Raw genomic sequence first — 19,918 nt, forward strand, 5'->3', positions numbered from 1 at the left:
TGCGTTGTGAAATTCGCTGGCCGGTAGGAGTGGGCGCTCCTCCGGCCGATCCCCGTTTCAGGGGACGTTTGGGACACCCCCCGGACCGCTTGCATCGCCATGTAGCGGTCCGGGGGATGTGGCCTCACCGCACGGAGACTCGTCGTCATGCGATGAGGGGGCATGGAGGGCGCCGGCCGCGACACACGACGAACACCAGTCGCCCGGAAACAGCCACTTCAGGTCACGGCAGGACGCCCCACCACACACGCAACCCCGGGCGGCGATCAGCGCCAGCGCACCTCGCCATTGCAGGGCCAGGTCAGCATCAATCGGGGCATGCCGGGTCTGATCTCGTTCGGCCGCGCGACGGACAATCTCCTGCCCGACCTCAACCGGTACCGACTCCCGCAGTGCACGAGCCTCCGGAGCGCCGAGGGACGACGCCTCGATCAGTTGGTGGATGTCGGCCGTCAGACTCGCGTCGGCCGCCGCAGCGGACTCAGCGAAGAATTCCCCGAAGTCATCCTCGATGCTATGGCTCATCGCTGATCACCAGCCTCGACCGGGACGACGCGGTCGTCGTCATCGAACAGCGCCGCGATCGGCCACACGCATTCGGTCATCGGCTCAGTCGCCTCACCGTTGTGCTCACGGCGGATGATGGTCAGTACGACATGTAAACCACTGCGGCGATAGTCACGGATCGCCTTCACCCGATACATGTCCCGGATCGAACTGTTGTCGTTGTCACGGAACAGATCACCGACACGCAGTACCTGACCTGTCGCGAAGCGATGCTCCGTCCGCACCCTGTAGGACTCGCTCATGACAGCTCCTCCCCGTAGTAGCCGGTCGACTCGATCTGCTCGGCCATCTGCCTGCGGTAGTCCCGCACTGCGCTGTCGACGCCGACGATCGGCAACTGCGCCGCCGTCCGCGCCGCGTCTTGCCGGGCAGCCTCCGCTGCCATTTCATCGAGCAGTGCCCGGAGTACCGCCTCAGCGATCCGCGTGAGCCCCGCCTCGTCGCCTGCACAAATCGGGCAACCCGGGTAGTAGCCGTGGTTTTCGTGGGCCGACATCACCGCCAGTTCGGGCGTATCGGCGCGTGATTCCCACGGGCGTGTCAGCAGCAGCTCGCCCAATTGCTCGGCGGTCAGCGGGAGCGCGTCCCGTCGCGGCGCAAGCGGCCGAGGGGTCCGCTGCGGATCACGACGACGGGACGCACCCCGCACCCCGGCCCGGCGCACAGGACCGAGGGGACTGATACCGCGCGCCAACACGGCATACACGGCAGACACCAGCAGCGCGAGGACAACGAGAGCGATCAGGAAGGTGCTCATGCGCGCCCCCGAAGCTTGGTCACGGTGACTCGGAACCGGTCACCGTTGGGCATGGAGTAGATGAATTCGCGTCCGGACCACGGGCAGCAGTCGCAGCGCTGGACCTTGAACCCATCGGCGATCAACGTGTCCCGGATGTCACGGGCCGCATCGTGGGCGGTGAACGGAACGGCGGGGCGCATCACTGCTCTCCACCTCCCCGCACCACACGCAGACGGGGTTGGGGTGCACCCGGTGACTGCACCGAGGGGGGATCGGCGACCACAGGGTCTACCGGGTGCACCCCGCCCTCGGGGGCTGCAGGGGACGCCACACCGAGGGAGATAGAGAGCCCGCCACGAATGCGGGCAATGAGAAGGACGACACCGATGGAGATCAGGCACCAGCCACCGAACACGGCAGCGACGATCAGCAGCGCGTTCATGCCGCACCGCCGATCGAGATCTCGAACGGGAGCTTGGGCATACGCCCGTCACGCCCGCGTGCGTACCAGACCGGATTCCAGTTCGCGTCCCACAGGACGATCAACGGAGGTCGGCGACGGTGCGCGCGGCGGACCTTCATGCGAGGGAAGAACGTACGGACGCGGGGCTTCTGACCGCTGCTCATGACGCCACCACCTGCATGCTCAGACGGCGGCGGATAAAATCCACCCCGGACGGCTTCACCCGAGTCGTGTACGAGACACCCTCGCTACCGTCCGACCGCTCGAAATGTGTAGCCTTCACCGTGAAGTGCTGCATGTACCGCTGATACGGGGTATTTCGCATCGCACCCTTCGCGATGAACACGCCGCGCTCGCGCAGCTCCTTGAACAGCTTGTTCTGCGACGAGCCGAGCATCCGCGCCACCGTGCCGACGAGATACGTGCCGTCGGCCTCCATGAACTGCTCGTAGGCTTCGACCTTTGGCGCGTCGACGGCGGCCTTCGCCTCCAGCTCGCCGTTACGCGCCGTCAACTCCGCGACTCGGCGCGCCGATACTTCGAGCGCGCGGTGGATCAACTCGTCCTCGGTCAGCGCAGGCACTGCGGCCTCGGCCTCACGAGTCTTCACCGCGAAATACGCCTGCGCAGCAGCGACCTCCTCCTTGCGGGGATCCCCGTTCATCGCCACGAGATAGCAGGCGAAGCGGGTGAGGTGCAGATCTTCACGCGGGCGCCCACCGGAGTTTTCGGTGACGCCAACGAAAAGGGCTACTACGTCGAATCCTTGGTTAGCCGCCGCAGCCTTCGCGCGGTCAATCGCCGCGACGAAGTTGCGCCAGTCCGCGCCGTAGCCGAGCAGCGGCATCAGCGCGCGGGCGGACCAGCGTTCGCCGGGGAGCATGATCGCGTCGAACGGCGAGGCCGCGCGGGTGAGTTCAGTCATGGGAGAGGAGCCCTTCCATGTAGTCGGCGGCGGCGTCCTCGCATCCGGGAAACGCTTCGAACGACGCCCCATCGGCGATGCCGAACCCGGCCTTCTCTGTCTCGTGGAACAGCCATGCCAAGAACCGGTTCGGGTTGAACCCCAGCGCCGAAAGTTCCCCGGACATCAGACGGTCCCGTACGCGGGCAGTGACTTGATGTAGCGGTCGAGGCTCTCGCGCTCGTAGAGAGTCTTTGCACCTTCTTTGCGGCCGCAGATCACCTCTTCACGCAGAAGCGTCTCCAGCTTCCACTTCGACAGTCCCGTATAGGCTTTCGCGCCTTCGAGATCGAAGGTGATCGGCCGGATGTCGACCGCCGCGGTGGGCGTCAGGTCGTCGCTCATGACGCCTTCTTCCACAGCTCGGGATCCAGGAAGGCGTTGGGCGTGACGCCGAGCGTGCGGGCAATCGCCGCCAGCTCGTCGGTGTTGAAGGGGTTCACGCCGCGGAGGCGTCGATCCAGGGTCACCCTGGGGATCCCTGAAAGCTCGCCGACTTTGCTCACCGAGTACTCGGAGTCTTCGATCAGGGAATTGACTCGGGCTGATATCTCCCGCGACCAAACTTCGCAGCCGTCCATATGGACGACTGTACGCCTATATGGACGGTTTGCAAGAGGGTAACGGCTTTGCATTTGGCACAGTTCGGTCAAGGCAGGCGACCAAGGACGCCCTAACGTCCTCTTGGGATCTGCCCATATGGGCGGCTAGCCTGAATGCATGGCCACCAACGCCCGCCCCGTAGGCGATCTCACCCGAGTGATCGCAGCCCACATACGGGCCACGCGCGCGGCGATCCCCATGCGCCAAGACGCCCTCGCCGCCGCCGCGGACATTCCCGTCGACACCCTCAGCAAGATCGAGCGGGGGCTCGCCGCAATCGACATGGAGCAGCTAGCGCGGATCGCGGCGGCCTTCAAGCTCAGCCCCGACGATTTCATCGGGACTGCGCTCAGCAGGGCCAACTGGCATCACGGAGGGCGCGCCCGCCACCTCCACCAAGTGCAGACCGCCGATCAGGAAGCCCACCCGAAGAACACCGGCAACGGCGCCCTCCTCACCCCCAACGACGAGGAGGACGACGAAGTCGGAACCCCGTCCGAGGAGACGCTGCGGATCTTGCGCGCCGACGCCGAGGTGAACCCCGACTCCTGACGCGTGTAGACCTCCGCGCACCAACCCAAATCGGGCACCAGTTTCCAGTGATGGTCACGCGGGCCGCGCGCCCAGACCCTATCGACCTTCGATAAGAGCCGGCGCATCTGCTTCGGCGTCAGTCCGCAGCGCGGGATCACGGTCAGTCCCCGCGCGGTGATGCGTAGTCCGCCAATCACCAGCCGGCCGCCGCGGGACTCGATGTCCCCCTTCGGCTGGAGGATGCGGACGCCGATCGCCTGCATCAGCGCGGGATCGTAGAGCGGCCAGTCGGTTTGAGGTACTTCCTCTTTCATTGGTGAATCTCGGTTCGTCTGCCCCGAACCGCTGCGGTGAGCCCCGACAGACCCGCTGCGCCCGGTGTTCGCTGTATGTAACTGTGCATACGCGGGCACACAGCCGCTATCGACGGGCCGCTCCCACGCCATGCCGGGTACGTCCGATGCGCGACCCGCTCGAGCGCCCGGCTTCGTGAGCTGCTCCGCGGTCGCCGTCCCGGCGACAACACTTCACGTCGTTCGGTCAGCTACCAATGGGTGCTCGGTAGTTGAGGCGGTGAACTAGGTGAAGCCCCGACTATAGTCACGCCTGGCCGGGGCCTTCCAGCAGTTCGGAGGGTTTCGGCCCGGTTTATTGGATTGTGACCGGCGGTCATCGTATGCGCTAATCCTCAGCAAGCCTTCGTGTTTCGGATGGGCAGTGGCACTACTGCGTCAAACGCGTTGACCCACCAGGGAAATCAGAGCCGACCGGGTCGTCTGTTGAGATGACGCCGATACCGACATGACGTGTCTTGTTAGCCACAGCAGCAACATTGCAGGCACGATCAGGTTTGCACGCTACGCGAGAAGTCTTGGAGCAGTGCACATTCAAACCAACCCCCCGGTTCATTCAACTTGGAGGGTTCGATCCGAAGCACGCAGTGCGCCAGGAGCGCGCCCGGGGCAACCGCGCGGCCGAACGCCCCCGCCCGCGACAGCGGCGTGTCCCAATGAGCGACACCAGCACGCGCGTACCAACGGCTCCGTTTTCGATAGCTGGAGGAGCGCGGTCGTTTGGCTACAGTTTTGGCTACACGTGACCGATCGGTCCGATTTCGATGCTCCTCCCCTCCCTGGTCAGGGAGGGTTTTCGTGGAGCGGGTGACGGGAATCGAACCCGCACCATCAGCTTGGAAGGCTGAGGTTCTACCATTGAACTACACCCGCAGGCATACGACATCTATGGGATCGCCACGATGTCGTGTGCGTTGAGACTGTACCGAACCCGGCTTCCCAAACGCCAATCAGCCCCCCGCGCAGTGCGATCACGCGGGTGCCGGGACGGTCGTCGTCGCAACGCCCGGCAGGAGTCTCGCACGGTACCGCCCCGGTCAACGCAGGGCGCGCAGAACAGAACTAAATGAAATTAAAAGGGATCTCTTCCTTGAAACTCGGGCGTGTCGGACCGGAAACGGGGAGCATATGGTTCGCGTGACGACTCCTGTCGGGGGGAGCCGTGGCCCACGGGGTGGCCATTTGTCACGCTCGACCGGTCGCGGAGAGGATGCCACCCATGGGGACATCACGACTCGCCGCAAGGGCAGCAGCAGTTTCTTGTCAGCTGCCACCGACCGCCGAGTGTGCTACTGGCAGGAAAATCCGGCCCAACACCCTTACCGGGTCGAAGACTCGCGCATCCTCGGCTACTCCTCCGGCTACTTCGATGTCGAGGTCCGAAACATGGACCGGCGGCCGGCCAGCCCGGCCCCACGGCATCGAGGCATCGCGAGGGGTCGCGAGGACCCGTTCGGCGTGGCGCTACAGCGTGTCGCCAGCGGGTCCTGGCGCGACTTCACAGCGAACGAAATCCTGGTGTAACACTGGCGCGGCTGCTGCGATCACATACCCGATCGCCATTCGCGAGGGATCGAGAACACGTTGTAAAACAGCGTTTTTCGATGCCGGGTGGCTTGCTAGGATCCTTTTTGCCGGACGGGGGTATCTGGAAAGGGGGCGGTGAGCGTGCACCGAGCGAGGTGGACCCAACCGCGTAGCAGTGCGAAGGATCGGGGTGAAACCGGCACCTGTGCCGGCGCCGTGCCGCAAGGCACCGACGTTACCTGCGTCGGGTGAGTTCGATGTCGATCGATATCGAGCCCCCCGTCGCCGCGATGGCGCGCGCCTGGGCTCGTGCGGTGTGCGCCGAGCCGGGTTCCGGCGCGGCGCCGCAACAGCTGGAACCGGTACTGATCGAAATCGTCGACCGGCTGCTCACCCTGGCCCGGTCCGAGCCGTTCCCCGTGCCCGAGGCGCGGATGCTCGGCGCCCGGCTCGCCGAGGCGCCGTTCGACCGCATCCGGATGCTCGCGCAGGCCACCCGCTGGCTGCTCGGCTTCCCCTCCGGCGCGCCGGGCTCGCTGGTCGCCACCCGCTGGCCGTTCGTCGCGAGCCAGGCCATCGACAGCTACGCCCAGGCGCTGCAGGAGCGCGCGCTGGCACAGCAGGAACAGAACCTGTCCGCCAAGGTGTCGCTGCGGGTCCAGGAGATCGCGGCGCTGCAGCATCGGCTGCGGCACGAGGCGACCCACGACGCGCTCACCGACCTCGCCAACCGGACCCTGCTCCAGGATCGGGTCCGGTTGATGTCCACCGACCCGAACCGCGGCGTCGGCCTGCTGCTGATCGACCTCGATCGCTTCAAGCAGATCAACGACGGCTACGGGCACGCGATCGGCGACGAGGTACTGGTCGAACTGGCCAACCGGCTACGCGAGGTGTGCCCGCCCGACACCGTGATCTGCCGGTACGGCGGCGACGAATTCGTGCTCGCCGTGAATCCGCCGCACAACACCCTCGGCGACCTCGCCCATCGGATCGTGGCCGCCCTGCGCGACCCCGTCTGGTCGACGGCGGGCCCGGTCCCGGTCTCGGCGAGCGTCGGCACTGCGTACTGCCCGCCCGGAAGTTCCTGCGATTTCAGTGATCTGCTGCGTCGCGCGGACCGCGCGATGTACTCGGCCAAGACGGCAGGCGGACGCCGCTTCGCGCTCGCCGACGAACCGGAGATCGACACGGCCGTCGCCGGATAGGACGGCCGTGCCCGGCTAGTCCGGCTGGCAGGTGGGGCACCAGAAGAGATTTCGTGCTTCCATGACGGCATGGGCTACGGGGGTGCCGCAGCGACGGCAGGCAGCGCCCTGGCGACGATAGACGTAGGTGCGCGGGCGGTCCGGGGCGTAGGACGGTTCCCCGTGATCGTCCTCGGGCCGGACCACGACCATCTTGCCGACCCGCACGCCCACCTTCATCAACGCGACCAGATCGGCCCACATCGCGTCCCACTCGTCGGCGGACAGCGCGGTGCCCGGCCGGAACGGCGAAACGTGGTGCCGGAACAGCAGTTCCGCCCGGTACACGTTGCCGACCCCGGTCGGTATTGAATTAGTTCACCCTATCTGACCAGCGGAAATGATGCAACAGCGACCGGGCTCCCCGGATTGGACGCCGCGCGGCATCCAAGGAGTTCAGGGTTGGAAGAAGTTGGCGATAACAGCAAGCAGTTGATGTCATACCTACCGCAGTCCACGGAACCGGAACTACAGGCAACCGACGGTGGAACGACGGTAGGATGCTCGCCAGCTCGTGCCGCGCGTCGCTCACCAGGCTAGACCGTTCCCGTATCCGATACTGATGGTCGCTCCATCGCTTCGACGAGCAAGCGGTGACACCAGACAGCGCTGCCGCATGTTTCGCGATAGACCACGATCCGGCTACAAGGAGGACCATCATCTACGAAACGTCCGCAGTCGTGGTACCAGACCTGACTGAGAACGCTCCCGATACTATCACTGCCGTGGCTAACGAGCGCATCACCGAGGACATGGTCGACGGCATCCTCCGCAAGCTAGGCTTCTACGACCAGCCAGAGGAAGTATTTGTAGAGAAGCAGCAGAGCGAGGTGGCTGCGATTCGAGCAATCTTAGCCAAAGCAAGCAAGACCGGCAAAGGTGGAGCTGGCTATCCTGAGTTCATCATCACTGAAGCGGCCACTCCGGACGTAGTTGTCGTCATCGAGTGCAAAGCCTCCACTCGTCAACATGTATCAAAAGACCGGAATCGTCCAGTAGATTACGCCGTTGATGGCGTACTTCATTACGCCCTGGCATTAAGCAGCAAGTACTCCGTAATCGCAGTTGCGGTAAGTGGAACCCCGCAATCTAACCGCTGGTCGACGTTCCTAATCCCCCAAGGACAACAGGAGCCACGATCTTTGATCTCCCCCACCGGGGCGGAAATCAATGAACTGGTTCCCATGCACGATCTCGTAAAGGCGGCCGCATACGACCCCGCCGTCAGATTAAAACGGTCTTCAGACCTGATTGCATTTAGCCAAGAAATGCATCGGTTCATGCGCGACGAAGCCGAGCTTGAGGAAAAAGAGAAGCCACTCACCGTTGCGGGCACGCTCCTCGCATTATCCAATAGGACATTCGCGCGCACCTATCAGGAGTATCCAGCACACGAACTGCCAGGCTACTGGATGGAAACTATCATCAAGGAAGCCAAGGCAGCGAAACTCCCGGTGCCGAAGATCAAGAACATGACGCAACCCTTCAGCGCAATCGAAGTGCACCCGGAGTTGCGTAAATCATCAAAGACTTACCCCAAGGGTCTGCTAAACGCGATCATTACGATGTTGGCGGATCAGGTTCTCCCATTTCTCACCATTTATCACGATTTCGATGTCGTGGGCCAGTTCTACGGCGAATTTTTGAAGTACACAGGTGGAGATGGCAAGGGTCTCGGCATCGTTCTGACTCCGCGCCATCTCACCGAGCTTTTCGTTCTCATCGCCAATGTAGACAAGAGCGATATCGTCCTTGATACATGCGCGGGTACAGGTGGATTTCTAATCAGCTCAATGATGAAGATGATCGGAAATGCTACAACCGAAGCCGAAGTCGAAGACATCAAAAAGAACCGTTTGATCGGCATCGAGCAACAGGCAACGATGTATGCACTTGCGGCATCGAATATGATTCTTCGTGGCGACGGAAAGGCCAACCTTCATCAAGGATCCTGCTTCGATAAGGGAATAACCCAGGAAGTACAGTCTCACAAACCTACGGTTGGCCTCATAAACCCGCCTTACGCAAAATCAAAGGCCGACCTTCATGAGCTGCGATTCATCGAGCATATGCTGGACTGCCTAGAGCCGCACGGGCGCGGTGTGGCCATCGTGCCAGTCTCATGCGCTACGACGCCGAGTATCCATAAATCCAATCTCATGAAGAAGCATACGCTGGAAGCTGTCATGAGCATGCCACCGGAGATATTTCACCCCGTTGGCGTAATTACTTGCGTCATGGTTTTCACTGCAGGAGTCCCACACGAAAGGTCGGGCAGAAAGACTTGGTTCGGCCTTTGGCGCGAGGACGGATACGTCAAGGTAAAGAACCATGGCCGGATCGATCGCGATCACCAATGGCCGAAGATTCGCGATCGTTGGATCGAGATATTCCGCAATCGAGAGGTTCACGATGGTGAATCCGCAATGCGCCGAGTGGGCCCAGACGATGAGTGGATCGCTGAAGCATACCTGCAGACAGACTACACCACCCTTTCAAAAGGGGAAATCACCTCCGTACTACGAGATTACGCAATGTTCGCGCTGGGCGGAGACGAAGAGCATGACTCGGACCCAATACGCGGAAACTCCGACAAATGGCTACAGTTTAAACTTGGAGACATCTTCGAGATCCACAAAGGTCGTCGGGTTACAAAAGCAGACCGGAGTTCTGGAACAACACGCTTTATTGGCGCATCCGAAAGGAATAATGGCGTTACCGATATGGTCAGCCTGGCTCCGATTTTTGATTCAGGAGCGATCACAGTGCCATACAATGGCGCTTCGGTCGGATGCGCCTTCTATCAGGATAAACCGTTCTTCGCCTGCGACGATGTCAATGTCTTGGTTCCCAAGGATGAACAGGATAAGTTGGCCTTGCTATTTGTGGCAGGAGTAATTCGACATGGCAGAGGTCGATTTACGTATGGGTACAAGTGGACGCTCGAAAGGATGAAGGAGAGCACCGTACTTCTTCCGTCGACAAATGATGGCAAGCCCGACTGGAAGAGAATGTCGCAGATTGCACGAGAGTTGCCCTTCGGTGGTGCAATCTCGTGACCTACCGTGCGGGCCACGCGTCAGGATGTGATGTGACGGACACTCATGCCTGAGGGCCATACCCTGCACCGCTTAGCGAAACTGCACCACAGACGATTCGCTGGCGGAGTGGTTCGAATATCGAGCCCCCAAGGGCGTTTCGCCGACGGCGCAGCGTTGATCGACGGGCAGATGCTGACCCAGGCTGACGCCTGGGGTAAGCATCTCCTGCACCATTACGCATCGGGGCTGGTCGTGCATGTACACCTCGGGCTGTACGGCAAGTTCACCGAATCTACTGCACCCTTTGGCGATCCGGTCGGGCAAGTGCGTATGCGGATGATTGGCGCGGGCCGGTCCGGCGAGGTCTTCGGTGCCGATTTACGTGGCCCTACCGCGTGCGAGATCTTGCATGAATCTGAGGTGGAAACCCTCGTCGCCCGCCTCGGCCCGGATCCGTTGCGCCGTGATGCCGACCCGGACCTCGCCTGGCAGCGCATTCGCCGCTCTCAGCGTCCCATCGGCGCACTGCTCATGGACCAAGGCGTCATTGCTGGAGTTGGCAATGTATATCGCGCTGAGCTGCTGTTCCGGCATGGTATTTCCCCGCATCGTCCCGGCCGTGAGGTGTCGACGGGAGAGTGGGGCGAGCTTTGGGCCGACTTGGTGGAGTTGATGCAGGTTGGAGTGCAACGCGGCAAGATGCACGTGGTTCGGTCCGAACACGACCATGGCGCACCGTCCTACGCCGCTGACCGACCGCGCACCTATGTATACCGCCGTGTCGGCGAACCCTGCCGCCTGTGCGGGACGACAGTCCTCCACGCGGTGATGGAGAGCCGAAACCTGTTCTGGTGCCCCACCTGCCAGCCCTGCTGAACCTACAACGAGCGCCCGCCTTGGCGCTGGGCATCAATTGCGGGCCGCACCGCTCGGCCAGACGATATCGACGGGAAGGTTCTTCCCCCTCGCGAGTTCCACGACTGTGGCGGTGCCGCCTTGCTCGCTGGGCTGACCGTCCCATACCGCGATCAGCCGGTCGCACGTTCCTACGACGGCCTCGTTGGCTGCCTCGTAGGCTTGCGTGCCCGCATCGTCGAAGTCCATTACGCGCACGGTTTCCGCGCGCGACATCAGAGTGTCGAACTGTTCGGCGTGGTCCGGCTTGACCTTGCGCTCCCGGTAGTTGCGGGACGGCAGAACAACTTCCAGTCGCCCACCGGCATCGAGCACGGCTTGCGCGAAGACGCTGTCGGCCCCGCGCGCGATACAGCTGACACCGATCAGTTCGGCTGGATCTCCTGCGGCGGCCAGGATGCGGGTGATCTCCGCGTAGACCAGCGGGACCGAATCCGCGGTGATGTTCATGTGCCCGGTGACGCCGATGCGAGTCATGCCCTTCTCTATACCGGGTCGGCGACCAGCACGCGCATCCTGTCCCGCAACTCGGCCACCGCGCGAACGTCCGCCACATACTCGGTGCGCGCGAACATCTCCCGCAGTTTGACCCGCACGCGATCGGAGGCGGTCTGTTCGACGGTGGACAGGGCGGCGTGCCCCAGTCGGCACGCTTCCTCGAGCTCGCCCTGGATCAGACGGGCCTCCGCCAGTCCGAGTTGGTCCAGTGCAGTACTGCGCAACCGGTTGGGTTGCCGCAACACGATCGCCTTGTCGATCTGCTCGGCAGCCTCGCTCGCGAATTCTGGTGCGCGCTGCGCCATTTCGAGGAGACGACCGCCGATGGTGCCTGCCATTTCCGAGGCGTCGAAGTAGCCGATCCAGTAGGGGTCGATCGTCGGTGTTGCCTCGGCCATGGTCTCCTGGGCTCGATCGCAGGCGCGGTGGAATGCCGAGGGGCGATCGAGGTGGGCATAGGCCCACGCTTCGCGGGTGCGCAGCATGGCTTGGACAGTCGGTGTCGCCGCAGCTGCCTGATCCTGTGCCAGGCGCACGAGTTCCAGAGCATCGGCGGTTCGGCCGAGATACAGCAGTTGTCGCGCCATGCCCGCGAGAGAGTTGGCGGCGAAGGCCGAATCACCTGCCGCGCGTGCAGCCCGGACTGCGAGCACGTAGTAGCGCTGGGCAGCGGCTTGCTGTCCGGAATCCCACGACATCGTCGCCACGGTTTCGGCGAGATGAGCAAGCACACCTGTGAGACGACGGCGAACTTCCGGCGGCTGAGTCTGCGTGAGCAGTTCGTTGACCTCGTTGAGTTGGCCGATGACGGCTTTGCGTCGCAGTCCCCGCCGTACTGGTCATCCCACTCGCGAAATACTCGGGCGGCCATCTCCAACTGCTCGACTTCCTGCACCCCGATTCGGCACGCCGAAGTCACTGTCGGAGTGGCGGACTGGCCGGTTCCATAGAGCAGCCAGCGTTCGAGCGGTTCAAGCAGGTTGGCTCCGACGACTACCCCAAGCAGAGCGCGGGTGGCTTGGCGGCGATCCACCATCAGGTCCTTTCGGGTGAGGTCATCGGCAATCGCCGTGCAGTCGGCGGTCCACACGCCCGGTTCCCACTGTGCGGCAATGGAATCGGCCGGATCATCGGTATCACCGGGGAGAACGATCTGAATGCGATTCTTCTTGGCGGCCAGGAATTTGGCGCGCTGCTGTGGGGTAGCGCGCGTGAGGTGGGTTTCCATCAGCTCGCCGAAGAACGACGGCAGCGTAACCGTGGTCCCGCGTCGCGCCCACTTCTTTACCGTGCTCAACGCGACGCCGGTGCGCTCGGCGAACTCGGGTTGGGTGACCCCGAGCGCTATGCGCAGCGCGGTTGCGTCGGCACCTGTCCATGCCTCTTGCATACCCATTACCTCACCTGTGCGGGGAGATGCGTGAACCGAGCGTATACCCGCGTGCACTGGCGTCACCTTCAATCACGGCAAACCCGGAGACACGCTGGTCACAGCGCCAAATCTGACCGAGCAGAATCCGAAGGAGCCCGACATGGAAGTCATCCTCGCCATCACATTGGCTGCCATGGTGATGCTCGCGGCAGCTCTATCATCCAGCCGCGCAACCCATCCGGCGCAGCACCGAGCCGGGGCCAGCGTTGCCGACATACAGGCACGCCTTGCAGCAGAGCGCCGACGTGCATATGAGCCAACCAGGCGGTGGTGACGATGTTCGAAACCCCGAGGGCCATAGGCTATTTGCGCAGCGATGTGTCCGGAGCACGCCAGCAGTGGGAAGAAATGCAGAACCGCAGCCTCGCCAAACGGCTCGGCTACACGCTCGCGAAAACCGTCGTGTTCAGCGAGCACATCGAAGACCCCATCCAACGGCTGATCAACGTCGTCCGCCGGATGCGCGCGGAGGCGGTGGTCGTGCCGAATCTGGAGCACTTCGGCGGAACGGTGCCCGACGAGCTGGTGCGGGTGGTCGATGTGATCACCGTCGATCCGCACGACACCTACGCACGCTGGATCATTCCGCCGGACACGACCATTGAAATGCGGTCACGGTGACGGCCGCCTTGGTCCCGATATCGCCGCCGCGCGGTACCTACGATGTCGGTGTCCGCTGCTTCCTCGGGCTGCGCCGATTCGCGCGAGAGGCGGGCGTGCCCTATGACCGGCTCCAGCGATGGCGCGTGCACGGCCCGTACTGGGTGCCGCCGCCAGTAGTCATGATCGGCCGTTGGCCGGGATGGACGCTGCCCATGATCCAGACGTGGGCACCGATCGTCGTAGCCGGTGCCGGACCAGTTCCACCGGAATGGCGCTGGCCTGAGCCGACGATCGATGCGGCGGACTCGGTGACCATGTGCCGCCGCCATGGGATCGCGCACGCGGGGCTCTGGCTGCGGATCAGTCGCGGCGACATTCCGCGCCCGGACATCTGGGTTGATGACAAACCCGGCTGGATCACCCAGTGAGCCGGGGCTAGTTCACGCGGTCACAGCCCGTCCTGCACCGGAATCCGACACTGCGACGGTCCCCCGACACCTCGGGGTTCCGCTGACCTCGACCGAGAGGTGCTCGAGCAGCACCGCAAGATGTACTGCCACAACCGAATGAATCCGGACGAGAACTACCGGGTTCTACGCGAGCCCCCAGCCTCGAGGCTGGGGGCTCGCCCCATGTGTAGGTCATACCAACCGGTGTCCCGATCGTTTTGTGATCCGGTGTCGCAAAACAGGCCCCCCCCCGTGCAACTACCGGGCGAGAGGACTTAGCGAATTCGCCGGGAAGGAGGACCGCTGTGTCATATCGCGCGAGAAGTCGGACGCCGTGGTTAGGAGCAGGTCAGGAGGGGTGTCCCGCACCCTTCCGATCGGTTGTCGAACGTTGGGGAGCTCCTGCCTTTGCTGAGGACACGAGGAGAAAAGAATGCCGACGAGCCGAGGAGGTTGCGATGCGTGAAGTTCGGCGCAGCGTTCGGTGCCGGTGGTCGATGGGCCGCCCGGCGCGCGGTGGTGGGGCGGGCGCTATCCCAATCTTTATCCCGTCCTACCCGGATTTTCAGGCAGCGGGGTGCCAGTACTGGGTGCACGAGAAATCTACGGCCACGATCCGAGGAGTAGCCATGAGCAAGGTCCCTCCGTCTATCCCGTGTCAGGTGCGCTGGCGGGAGGCATTCGCATGATCATGCAGCTCGGTCGGAATCTCGATGCGTTCGTCCAGGGACTGTCCGCCGGAGTCTGGCGGCTGATCAACCTGGGCTGGCGGTGGCTGGTCATCGCCGCCGTGGTTTTCGTTCTCGCGCGGCTGGTGCTGGGCTGGCTGGTCGGCTGGTACCGCTGCCGGGAGGCGCGGGAGGCGGTGTGGTTGCAGGTCACCGTGCCCGCGACGATGGGCCGGGATGCGGGCGAGCGGTTCGCCCGGTCGCTGGCCGGCATGCTGCACCGGACTCACCGCCGGCCGTGGCGGGCGCGGCATGTGGCGTGTGAGTTCTTCGCCACCGACGACGCGACGACGGTAGGGCTGTGGGTGCCGCCCGCGTTCGCGCCGAAAGACGTTCTTGCCGCCATTCTCGGCGCGTGGCCCGGCGCGCAGGTCGAACAGGTGACCCCACCGCCGACGCTGGAGGGACGCGGTGGGGTGTGCGGGCGAGAGATCGCGCCGCGCGCTGGGGAATGGTCACCGCTGGTGGACGCGACCGCCAGGCGGGTGGTGGACGCGGACGACTACGACCCGTTGGGGCAGGTGCTGACCGCACTGGCCGAACGCGGGCCGGGTGAGACCGCCGTCGTTCAGGTGATCGTGGCCGCGCAGCGCGGCACGGGTTCCCGCGGCTTGGGTGTGCGGGTGCTCGACGGTACCGGCGGGCTGTGCCTGTGGCTGCTGCGGGAACTGCTGGACTTCCTTCAGCCCGGCCCGGCCCCTGCCCGCACCGGTTATCGTGCGCGGAGTACGCAGGATCCCGATCCGGTTGCCGCGCAATGGTTTCGAGACGTCGTGGTCAAGAAGACGGATCGGCAGCATCTGCGGGTGACCGTGCGTGCGGGTGTGGCGGGGTCGGTCCCGGCCCGCTATCGGCGCGGTGCGGTCACGCGGCTGACCGATGGCTATGACCAGGTTGTCACCGCTGGTGACGGCCTGATCACGCGCAGGGTCGCGCGCGCCGCGCGGCGTATCGCCGCCCGGCGGCCGGGGCCGGGATTCGTCGCCACGGTCGCCGAACTCGCCGCGCTGTGGCATCTCCCGGCCCATGGCGGCACCTACGGCATGGACACCAGCCCCGCCCGCACCCGCGCCGCCGGACGCCGCGCCCCGCGCATCCCCGACTGGAAGGACGATCAGCAATGAACGACTCGCCACGCTTCGACAAGCCCGCGAATCCCGATGACAACACGCAGCCTTCGGGCGATCACCCGTTGGTGAACCGGCTACGGCTGGCCACACCAGACGACGTGCGCCGCCAGTCACCCAAGCCGCTGGGACTGGCCACCGATGGCGACATGATCGGGTTGACGGTGGCGGGCGCACGCCATCACGTCCATGTGCCGGGGGTGACCGGTTCCGGGAAATCGACGTGGCTGGCCAACCTGACGCTGGCCGAGGCCGCCGCCGGGCGTGGGGTGGTGTTGCTGGACTGCCAGGGCGATCTGGCCAACAACGTGCTCGCGCGGCTGCCCGCGTATGCGGCCGAACGGCTGGTGATCTTGGACCCGGCCGAACGGGACGCGCCCCCGGCGTGGAACGTGCTCGCCGCCCCCGCCGGGCTGGCCGATGACCTCGAGGGCCGCGAGTTCGCGGCCGAGACCGTGATCGGCACCTTCCGCAAACCCCACGCCCAATGGTGGGGACCGCGTATGGAGGAGATCTTCCGGGCGGCGTGCTTGACTGCGGCCCGCCGTCCGGGCTCCACCCTGGCCGATGTGATACCGCTGCTGACCGTGCGCGGCCATCACCGCGCCATCACCACCCGCTACGGGGAACCTGGTGGGTTCGAAGGGTTTTGGAGCGGCTACGACGCTTTGAGCGACCCGCAACGCCAACAGCTGTACGGGCCGGTGGTCTCACGGTTGCGGTCGGTGCTGTCGCACCGCTTCGCCGGGGATCTGCTCGCGGCCCCGGCTTCCACGTTCGACCTGACCGAAATCCTGAACGGCGGAATACTCATCGCCCGAATCCCCAAGGGCGAGATCACCGACTACGGCAGTCAACTCGTCGGGTCGCTGCTGTTGTCGGGGTTGTGGTCGGCGATCACCCGCCGCGCCGGACTATCACCCGATCAGCGGCTCGACGCGACCATCATCGTGGACGAATGCCACAATTTCCTGCATTTACCGATCGGCGTCGATGACGCCTTGGCCGAGGCGCGCGGCTATCGGGTGTCGCTGGTCCTCGCGCACCAGCACATGGCGCAATTGCCGCCGGAAATGCGGGAAGCGATCGACGCGAACGCCCGCAATAAGATCGTGTTCACCGTGTCTCCGGACGACGGCCGGAAATTCGGGCCGCATTTCGCGCCCTATTTTCAGCCAGCGGATCTGTCGAACCGGCCCGGCTACGAAGTGACCGCGCGTATCATTCATGACGGCAGAGCCTTTCCGCCGTTCAGCCTGGACACCGTGCCATTACCGTCCGAAATAGCGGGACGCGCGGACGAGTTACGGACTGCGGCACGGAATTTGACCGGCCTCTCACAGCAACAGCGGACGCTACTTAAACACCGGACCGAATTGTCGGACGCGTATAAACGCAAATTCGATCCAGGGTCGGCAGCGTGAGGCCATTGGGTTTCCCAATGGGTGTCCCACAGCCCTCCCGTTGGGTGTCCCGCTTAAGAGTGGGACACCCAACGGGACACTCCCGGTCAACCATCACCCCAGCTCGGCAACGGAGGCGGCTCGCCATGACGAAACCCCCACTGGCTTCTATAGCCACCCGACACAGGATCACCACCGCCGACGCCATCACCACCCAACGACAACTCACCTCCCGCGATATCGAGCTATTGGAATTGCTCGACACTCATCACGTTCTCACTTCCACGCAGATCGCGCGGTTGCTGTTCGCCAGTGAGAACGTGGCACGGAAACGGCTTGCCAAGCTCACCGCACGCGGCGTGATCGGGCGCTTCCGGTCATGCCCCGGCCCCGGCACCCTGCCGTGGCGCTACACCCTCGGACCGCTCGGCGCGATGATCATCGCCGCCAGCCACGGGCACACGCTGCCCACCGCCAGCAAAACACACGAGAAAATGCTCCGACTATCCCGATCCCAGCGACTCGATCACCTGCTCGGCATAAATGAATTCTTCTCACACCTGAAATTCGACGCGCGAAACAAGGACGGCCAGGAGCTTCTGGAATGGTGGAACGAACGCGACACGGCCGAAATCTGTGCGAACATCGTGCGGCCTGACGGATACGGCCACTGGGAAGAACACGGAAAACGGATACGCTTCTTCCTCGAATACGACAACGGCACCGAGACGATAGAAGAACTCGTAGGCAAGCTCGGCCGATATCGAGAATTGGCACAAGCAGGAATGAACCTGCCGGTGCTCTTCGTATTCACCGGAGAGCTGCGGCAGAACAACTTTCATCGCCACCTCAGCGCACAACCCGCGCTCACCGCCGGACTCGCCGTGGCGAGCACGGCAACCGGCGATATCGACGCCATGAGCCCAGCGGGGCCCGTGTGGCTGCCCGCTGGCAGCCACGACCGCCAACGGCTGATCGCACTCACCGAACCCACGGCACTCGCCGCCTGATCGAAAGGGACAGCGACTATGCCCGAGGACACCCCCGCACAGAACGAAGGCCCGGCCGACCAGCCGGGCACCGAACCCGATCAGCTCAGCTTCGACGCCGAACTCATCGACTACTGGCGGGGAATCACCTCCCGATTCCCCGCCATGAACGACGAACACTTTGCCGCCGTCGCCGCCATAGTCCGCAAAATCGACGAGCGTCGGGCAGCCTAGCTCTTCCCTCTGTTCTTCTTCTTGACGTCCTCGATCGCAATCCGGCCCGGGTCGAAATGAGCGCGCCCATTGCGTACGGCTGTCTTGATCACGACTCGCTTCCCGGTAAGCGCTTGGCGGAACATTCCCCGTTTCTCGGTTGTGGTAGCCGCCTTCCATCGGGCCGTCCATTCATCAAGCGATGCCTTTGCGTCTTCCGCGGATACAGGACCGTCCGGGACGGTGCCGATCTCGTCGAGCTTGGCATTCAATTCGGCAATCTGCTGTTCCAAGGGGTCCATGGCCGCGTCGTACCGGGCCACGGTTATCTGGCGGCGGCCCAACCTCTTTGAGAGCTCGAGGGCCAACTGCTCGCACTCAGCGCGTTCCGCCATGAGGGGTCGGCGCGCTTCCTCGATGGCTTTGGATGCTGCCTCCACCGCCTCGGCGTGACGGGGGTCTGCCAGGATGCCAACAACGATCGCGCCTATGTGCTTGTCCAATTCGCGCTGGTCGATGGTGATCTTGCCGCAGCCGCCATTAATCGCACGCTTCTGACACCAGTATTGCCGCCGCATCTTTCCATCCGGGTAGGGCCGCAGATTGGCTTTGGGCCGCCCGCTGAGGTGATGCCCGCAGAGGTCGCAGAACACGAGCCCCGAGCACAGATAGGTTTCCGAGTTCGGTCGGCCCCGTTGCCGGGATGCGAACAGCGCCATGAGCCTGTCCCAGTCCTTTTCGGCAACGATGGGCGTGCCCGCTGCCTTCGCAACGATCTCACCCATATGGACGACATGACCAGCGTTACGGGGCCGCTGCACAACCTGTTTGAGGTTTCGGCTGACCACCGCTGCCCGGTCGATGTCAGCACCTCGCGCGCATTGAGGTCCTTCACGATCTCGTTCTTGCTGTCCCCCGCCAGCAGGCGAGCCACCATTTCGCGCAGTACGACGGCTTCAGGCTCGCGGATGGTCACGCCGTCCGGCTCGAAGCCGAACGGCCGGTGGCTGTGGTTCGATTCGCCTCGCGACGCCTTGATCCGCTTGCCGCGTTTCGATCGTGTGGACAACCTGTCGGATTCATACGCAGCAGCGTTCAATTGGTCGCGAAATGTCTTGCGCCCGTTGGCAGTTGCAAGGTCATATTCACCCTCGCTGTCCAGGATCACCAGCCCGCGTTCAGCCGCGAGAATGAGGCGCTCCCCCTCGATCGGCCGTCGCGAGAATCGCGCCATATCGAAAACGATCACGCCACCGGTTGCCCCCGATTCGAGGCGCTCCATCAGCCGTTCCCATGCCGGGCGACGCACCCGCGGATTCCAGGCCGATCGGCCGCTGTCTACGTGAACTTCTCCGACTTCTGCGCCCCGGTCCCGGACACGAACCTCGCAGTCCTCTACCTGGCCGGACGTGGACCGTTGCCGGTCGTCGCCCAACCGCGAGACGCGGGCGTAGATATCTAAGATCAGATCGAGCATGACCGCCTCCTCGGTGAGGGGTCAACAGGTGTAACTAATTATACGC

The 19,918-nt window shown here is 63.8% G+C and carries 21 protein-coding genes, 1 tRNA gene and 2 pseudogenes; 11 read left to right on the forward strand and 13 right to left on the reverse strand.

Annotated features, from left to right (window positions below):
• The first annotated feature begins 162 nt into the window (after positions 1-162).
• Complete coding sequence (locus NVU01S_RS06450; RefSeq protein WP_156161678.1) at positions 163-531, forward strand: hypothetical protein; 369 nt, start codon at positions 163-165, stop codon at positions 529-531.
• On the opposite strand, the gene NVU01S_RS06455 is transcribed toward NVU01S_RS06450, so the two are convergent.
• The 7 genes from NVU01S_RS06455 to NVU01S_RS43265 all read right to left on the reverse strand — a co-directional run bounded on the left by NVU01S_RS06455 (position 522) and on the right by NVU01S_RS43265 (position 3,314).
• Positions 522-809 (reverse strand): hypothetical protein, encoded by a 288-nt coding sequence (locus tag NVU01S_RS06455; protein ID WP_043673697.1) that lies wholly within the window; start codon positions 807-809, stop codon positions 522-524. The genes NVU01S_RS06450 and NVU01S_RS06455 overlap by 10 nt on opposite strands.
• On the reverse strand, positions 806-1,324 hold the full coding sequence (locus NVU01S_RS06460; RefSeq protein ID WP_043673698.1) for a hypothetical protein: 519 nt from the start codon (positions 1,322-1,324) through the stop codon (positions 806-808). Before NVU01S_RS06460 ends, NVU01S_RS06455 begins: the two co-directional genes overlap by 4 nt.
• The gene (locus tag NVU01S_RS06465) at positions 1,321-1,506 is read right to left on the reverse strand and encodes a hypothetical protein (RefSeq protein WP_043673699.1); all 186 of its coding nucleotides are present in this window, start codon (positions 1,504-1,506) and stop codon (positions 1,321-1,323) included. Before NVU01S_RS06465 ends, NVU01S_RS06460 begins: the two co-directional genes overlap by 4 nt.
• A 423-nt stretch (positions 1,507-1,929) precedes the next feature.
• Positions 1,930-2,694 (reverse strand): phage antirepressor KilAC domain-containing protein, encoded by a 765-nt coding sequence (locus NVU01S_RS06470; protein ID WP_043673702.1) that lies wholly within the window; start codon positions 2,692-2,694, stop codon positions 1,930-1,932.
• Positions 2,687-2,860, reverse strand: coding sequence for a hypothetical protein (locus NVU01S_RS43260; RefSeq protein ID WP_156161679.1), 174 nt, complete (start codon positions 2,858-2,860; stop codon positions 2,687-2,689). Before NVU01S_RS43260 ends, NVU01S_RS06470 begins: the two co-directional genes overlap by 8 nt.
• The gene (locus NVU01S_RS06475) at positions 2,860-3,078 is read right to left on the reverse strand and encodes a hypothetical protein (protein WP_043673703.1); all 219 of its coding nucleotides are present in this window, start codon (positions 3,076-3,078) and stop codon (positions 2,860-2,862) included. The genes NVU01S_RS43260 and NVU01S_RS06475 overlap by 1 nt, the downstream gene beginning before the upstream one ends.
• Positions 3,075-3,314 carry a helix-turn-helix domain-containing protein gene (locus NVU01S_RS43265; protein ID WP_156161680.1) on the reverse strand — a complete coding sequence of 80 codons (240 nt, stop codon included), beginning with the start codon at positions 3,312-3,314 and terminating at the stop codon, positions 3,075-3,077. Before NVU01S_RS43265 ends, NVU01S_RS06475 begins: the two co-directional genes overlap by 4 nt.
• 139 nt (positions 3,315-3,453) lie before the next feature.
• On the opposite strand from NVU01S_RS43265, the gene NVU01S_RS06480 reads away from it, so the two are divergent.
• The gene (locus tag NVU01S_RS06480; RefSeq protein ID WP_082032135.1) at positions 3,454-3,888 is read left to right on the forward strand and encodes a helix-turn-helix domain-containing protein; all 435 of its coding nucleotides are present in this window, start codon (positions 3,454-3,456) and stop codon (positions 3,886-3,888) included.
• Between the two features lie 1,134 nt (positions 3,889-5,022).
• On the opposite strand, the gene NVU01S_RS06485 is transcribed toward NVU01S_RS06480, so the two are convergent.
• Positions 5,023-5,096 (reverse strand) — tRNA-Gly (locus NVU01S_RS06485).
• A gap of 911 nt (positions 5,097-6,007) precedes the next feature.
• On the opposite strand from NVU01S_RS06485, the gene NVU01S_RS06495 reads away from it, so the two are divergent.
• Positions 6,008-6,958 (forward strand): GGDEF domain-containing protein, encoded by a 951-nt coding sequence (locus NVU01S_RS06495; RefSeq protein WP_014982562.1) that lies wholly within the window; start codon positions 6,008-6,010, stop codon positions 6,956-6,958.
• Positions 6,959-6,973: 15 nt separating this feature from the next.
• Here NVU01S_RS06495 and NVU01S_RS06500 read toward each other — a convergent pair.
• Positions 6,974-7,297, reverse strand: a pseudogene (locus tag NVU01S_RS06500) (zinc finger domain-containing protein); the annotation flags it as partial.
• 425 nt (positions 7,298-7,722) lie between these two features.
• On the opposite strand from NVU01S_RS06500, the gene NVU01S_RS42325 reads away from it, so the two are divergent.
• The gene (locus NVU01S_RS42325) at positions 7,723-10,056 is read left to right on the forward strand and encodes an N-6 DNA methylase (RefSeq protein ID WP_244467326.1); all 2,334 of its coding nucleotides are present in this window, start codon (positions 7,723-7,725) and stop codon (positions 10,054-10,056) included.
• A gap of 45 nt (positions 10,057-10,101) precedes the next feature.
• Positions 10,102-10,914: an Fpg/Nei family DNA glycosylase gene (locus tag NVU01S_RS06505; protein WP_043673706.1), complete on the forward strand. Its 813-nt coding sequence runs from the start codon at positions 10,102-10,104 to the stop codon at positions 10,912-10,914.
• Between the two features lie 33 nt (positions 10,915-10,947).
• Here NVU01S_RS06505 and NVU01S_RS06510 read toward each other — a convergent pair whose 3' ends face one another.
• Complete coding sequence (locus tag NVU01S_RS06510) at positions 10,948-11,430, reverse strand: hypothetical protein (protein ID WP_043673708.1); 483 nt, start codon at positions 11,428-11,430, stop codon at positions 10,948-10,950.
• An 8-nt stretch (positions 11,431-11,438) separates the two neighbouring features.
• Positions 11,439-12,275: an NsdA family TPR-like regulatory protein gene (locus tag NVU01S_RS06515; protein WP_483143702.1), complete on the reverse strand. Its 837-nt coding sequence runs from the start codon at positions 12,273-12,275 to the stop codon at positions 11,439-11,441.
• An 884-nt stretch (positions 12,276-13,159) separates the two neighbouring features.
• Here NVU01S_RS06515 and NVU01S_RS06520 point away from each other — a divergent pair.
• From NVU01S_RS06520 to NVU01S_RS06545, 6 genes are all read left to right on the forward strand, one after another.
• Positions 13,160-13,504, forward strand: a complete 345-nt coding sequence (locus NVU01S_RS06520) for a hypothetical protein (protein WP_043673790.1) — start codon at positions 13,160-13,162, stop codon at positions 13,502-13,504.
• Complete coding sequence (locus NVU01S_RS06525; protein WP_043673710.1) at positions 13,501-13,914, forward strand: hypothetical protein; 414 nt, start codon at positions 13,501-13,503, stop codon at positions 13,912-13,914. The genes NVU01S_RS06520 and NVU01S_RS06525 overlap by 4 nt, the downstream gene beginning before the upstream one ends.
• Before the next feature lie 706 nt (positions 13,915-14,620).
• The gene (locus tag NVU01S_RS06530; protein ID WP_043673711.1) at positions 14,621-15,787 is read left to right on the forward strand and encodes a hypothetical protein; all 1,167 of its coding nucleotides are present in this window, start codon (positions 14,621-14,623) and stop codon (positions 15,785-15,787) included.
• A complete protein-coding gene (locus tag NVU01S_RS06535; protein WP_052280806.1) occupies positions 15,784-17,214 on the forward strand; it encodes a type IV secretory system conjugative DNA transfer family protein in 1,431 nt (476 codons plus the stop codon). The genes NVU01S_RS06530 and NVU01S_RS06535 overlap by 4 nt, the downstream gene beginning before the upstream one ends.
• A 125-nt stretch (positions 17,215-17,339) precedes the next feature.
• Positions 17,340-18,203, forward strand: a complete 864-nt coding sequence (locus NVU01S_RS06540; RefSeq protein WP_063048074.1) for a replication-relaxation family protein — start codon at positions 17,340-17,342, stop codon at positions 18,201-18,203.
• 18 nt (positions 18,204-18,221) lie between these two features.
• On the forward strand, positions 18,222-18,416 hold the full coding sequence (locus tag NVU01S_RS06545) for a hypothetical protein (RefSeq protein ID WP_043673713.1): 195 nt from the start codon (positions 18,222-18,224) through the stop codon (positions 18,414-18,416).
• Here the strand turns inward: NVU01S_RS06545 and NVU01S_RS44775 are convergent.
• Both NVU01S_RS44775 and NVU01S_RS45425 read right to left on the reverse strand, forming a co-directional pair.
• Positions 18,413-19,180, reverse strand: coding sequence for a recombinase zinc ribbon domain-containing protein (locus NVU01S_RS44775; RefSeq protein ID WP_043673714.1), 768 nt, complete (start codon positions 19,178-19,180; stop codon positions 18,413-18,415). The two genes, NVU01S_RS06545 and NVU01S_RS44775, sit on opposite strands and share 4 nt — an antisense overlap.
• Positions 19,181-19,224: 44 nt before the next feature.
• Positions 19,225-19,872 (reverse strand): annotated as a pseudogene (locus NVU01S_RS45425) (recombinase family protein); the annotation flags it as partial.
• Between the last annotated feature and the right edge of the window lie 46 nt (positions 19,873-19,918).

This window comes from Nocardia vulneris, from assembly GCF_001613425.1.
GTDB lineage: Bacteria > Actinomycetota > Actinomycetes > Mycobacteriales > Mycobacteriaceae > Nocardia > Nocardia vulneris.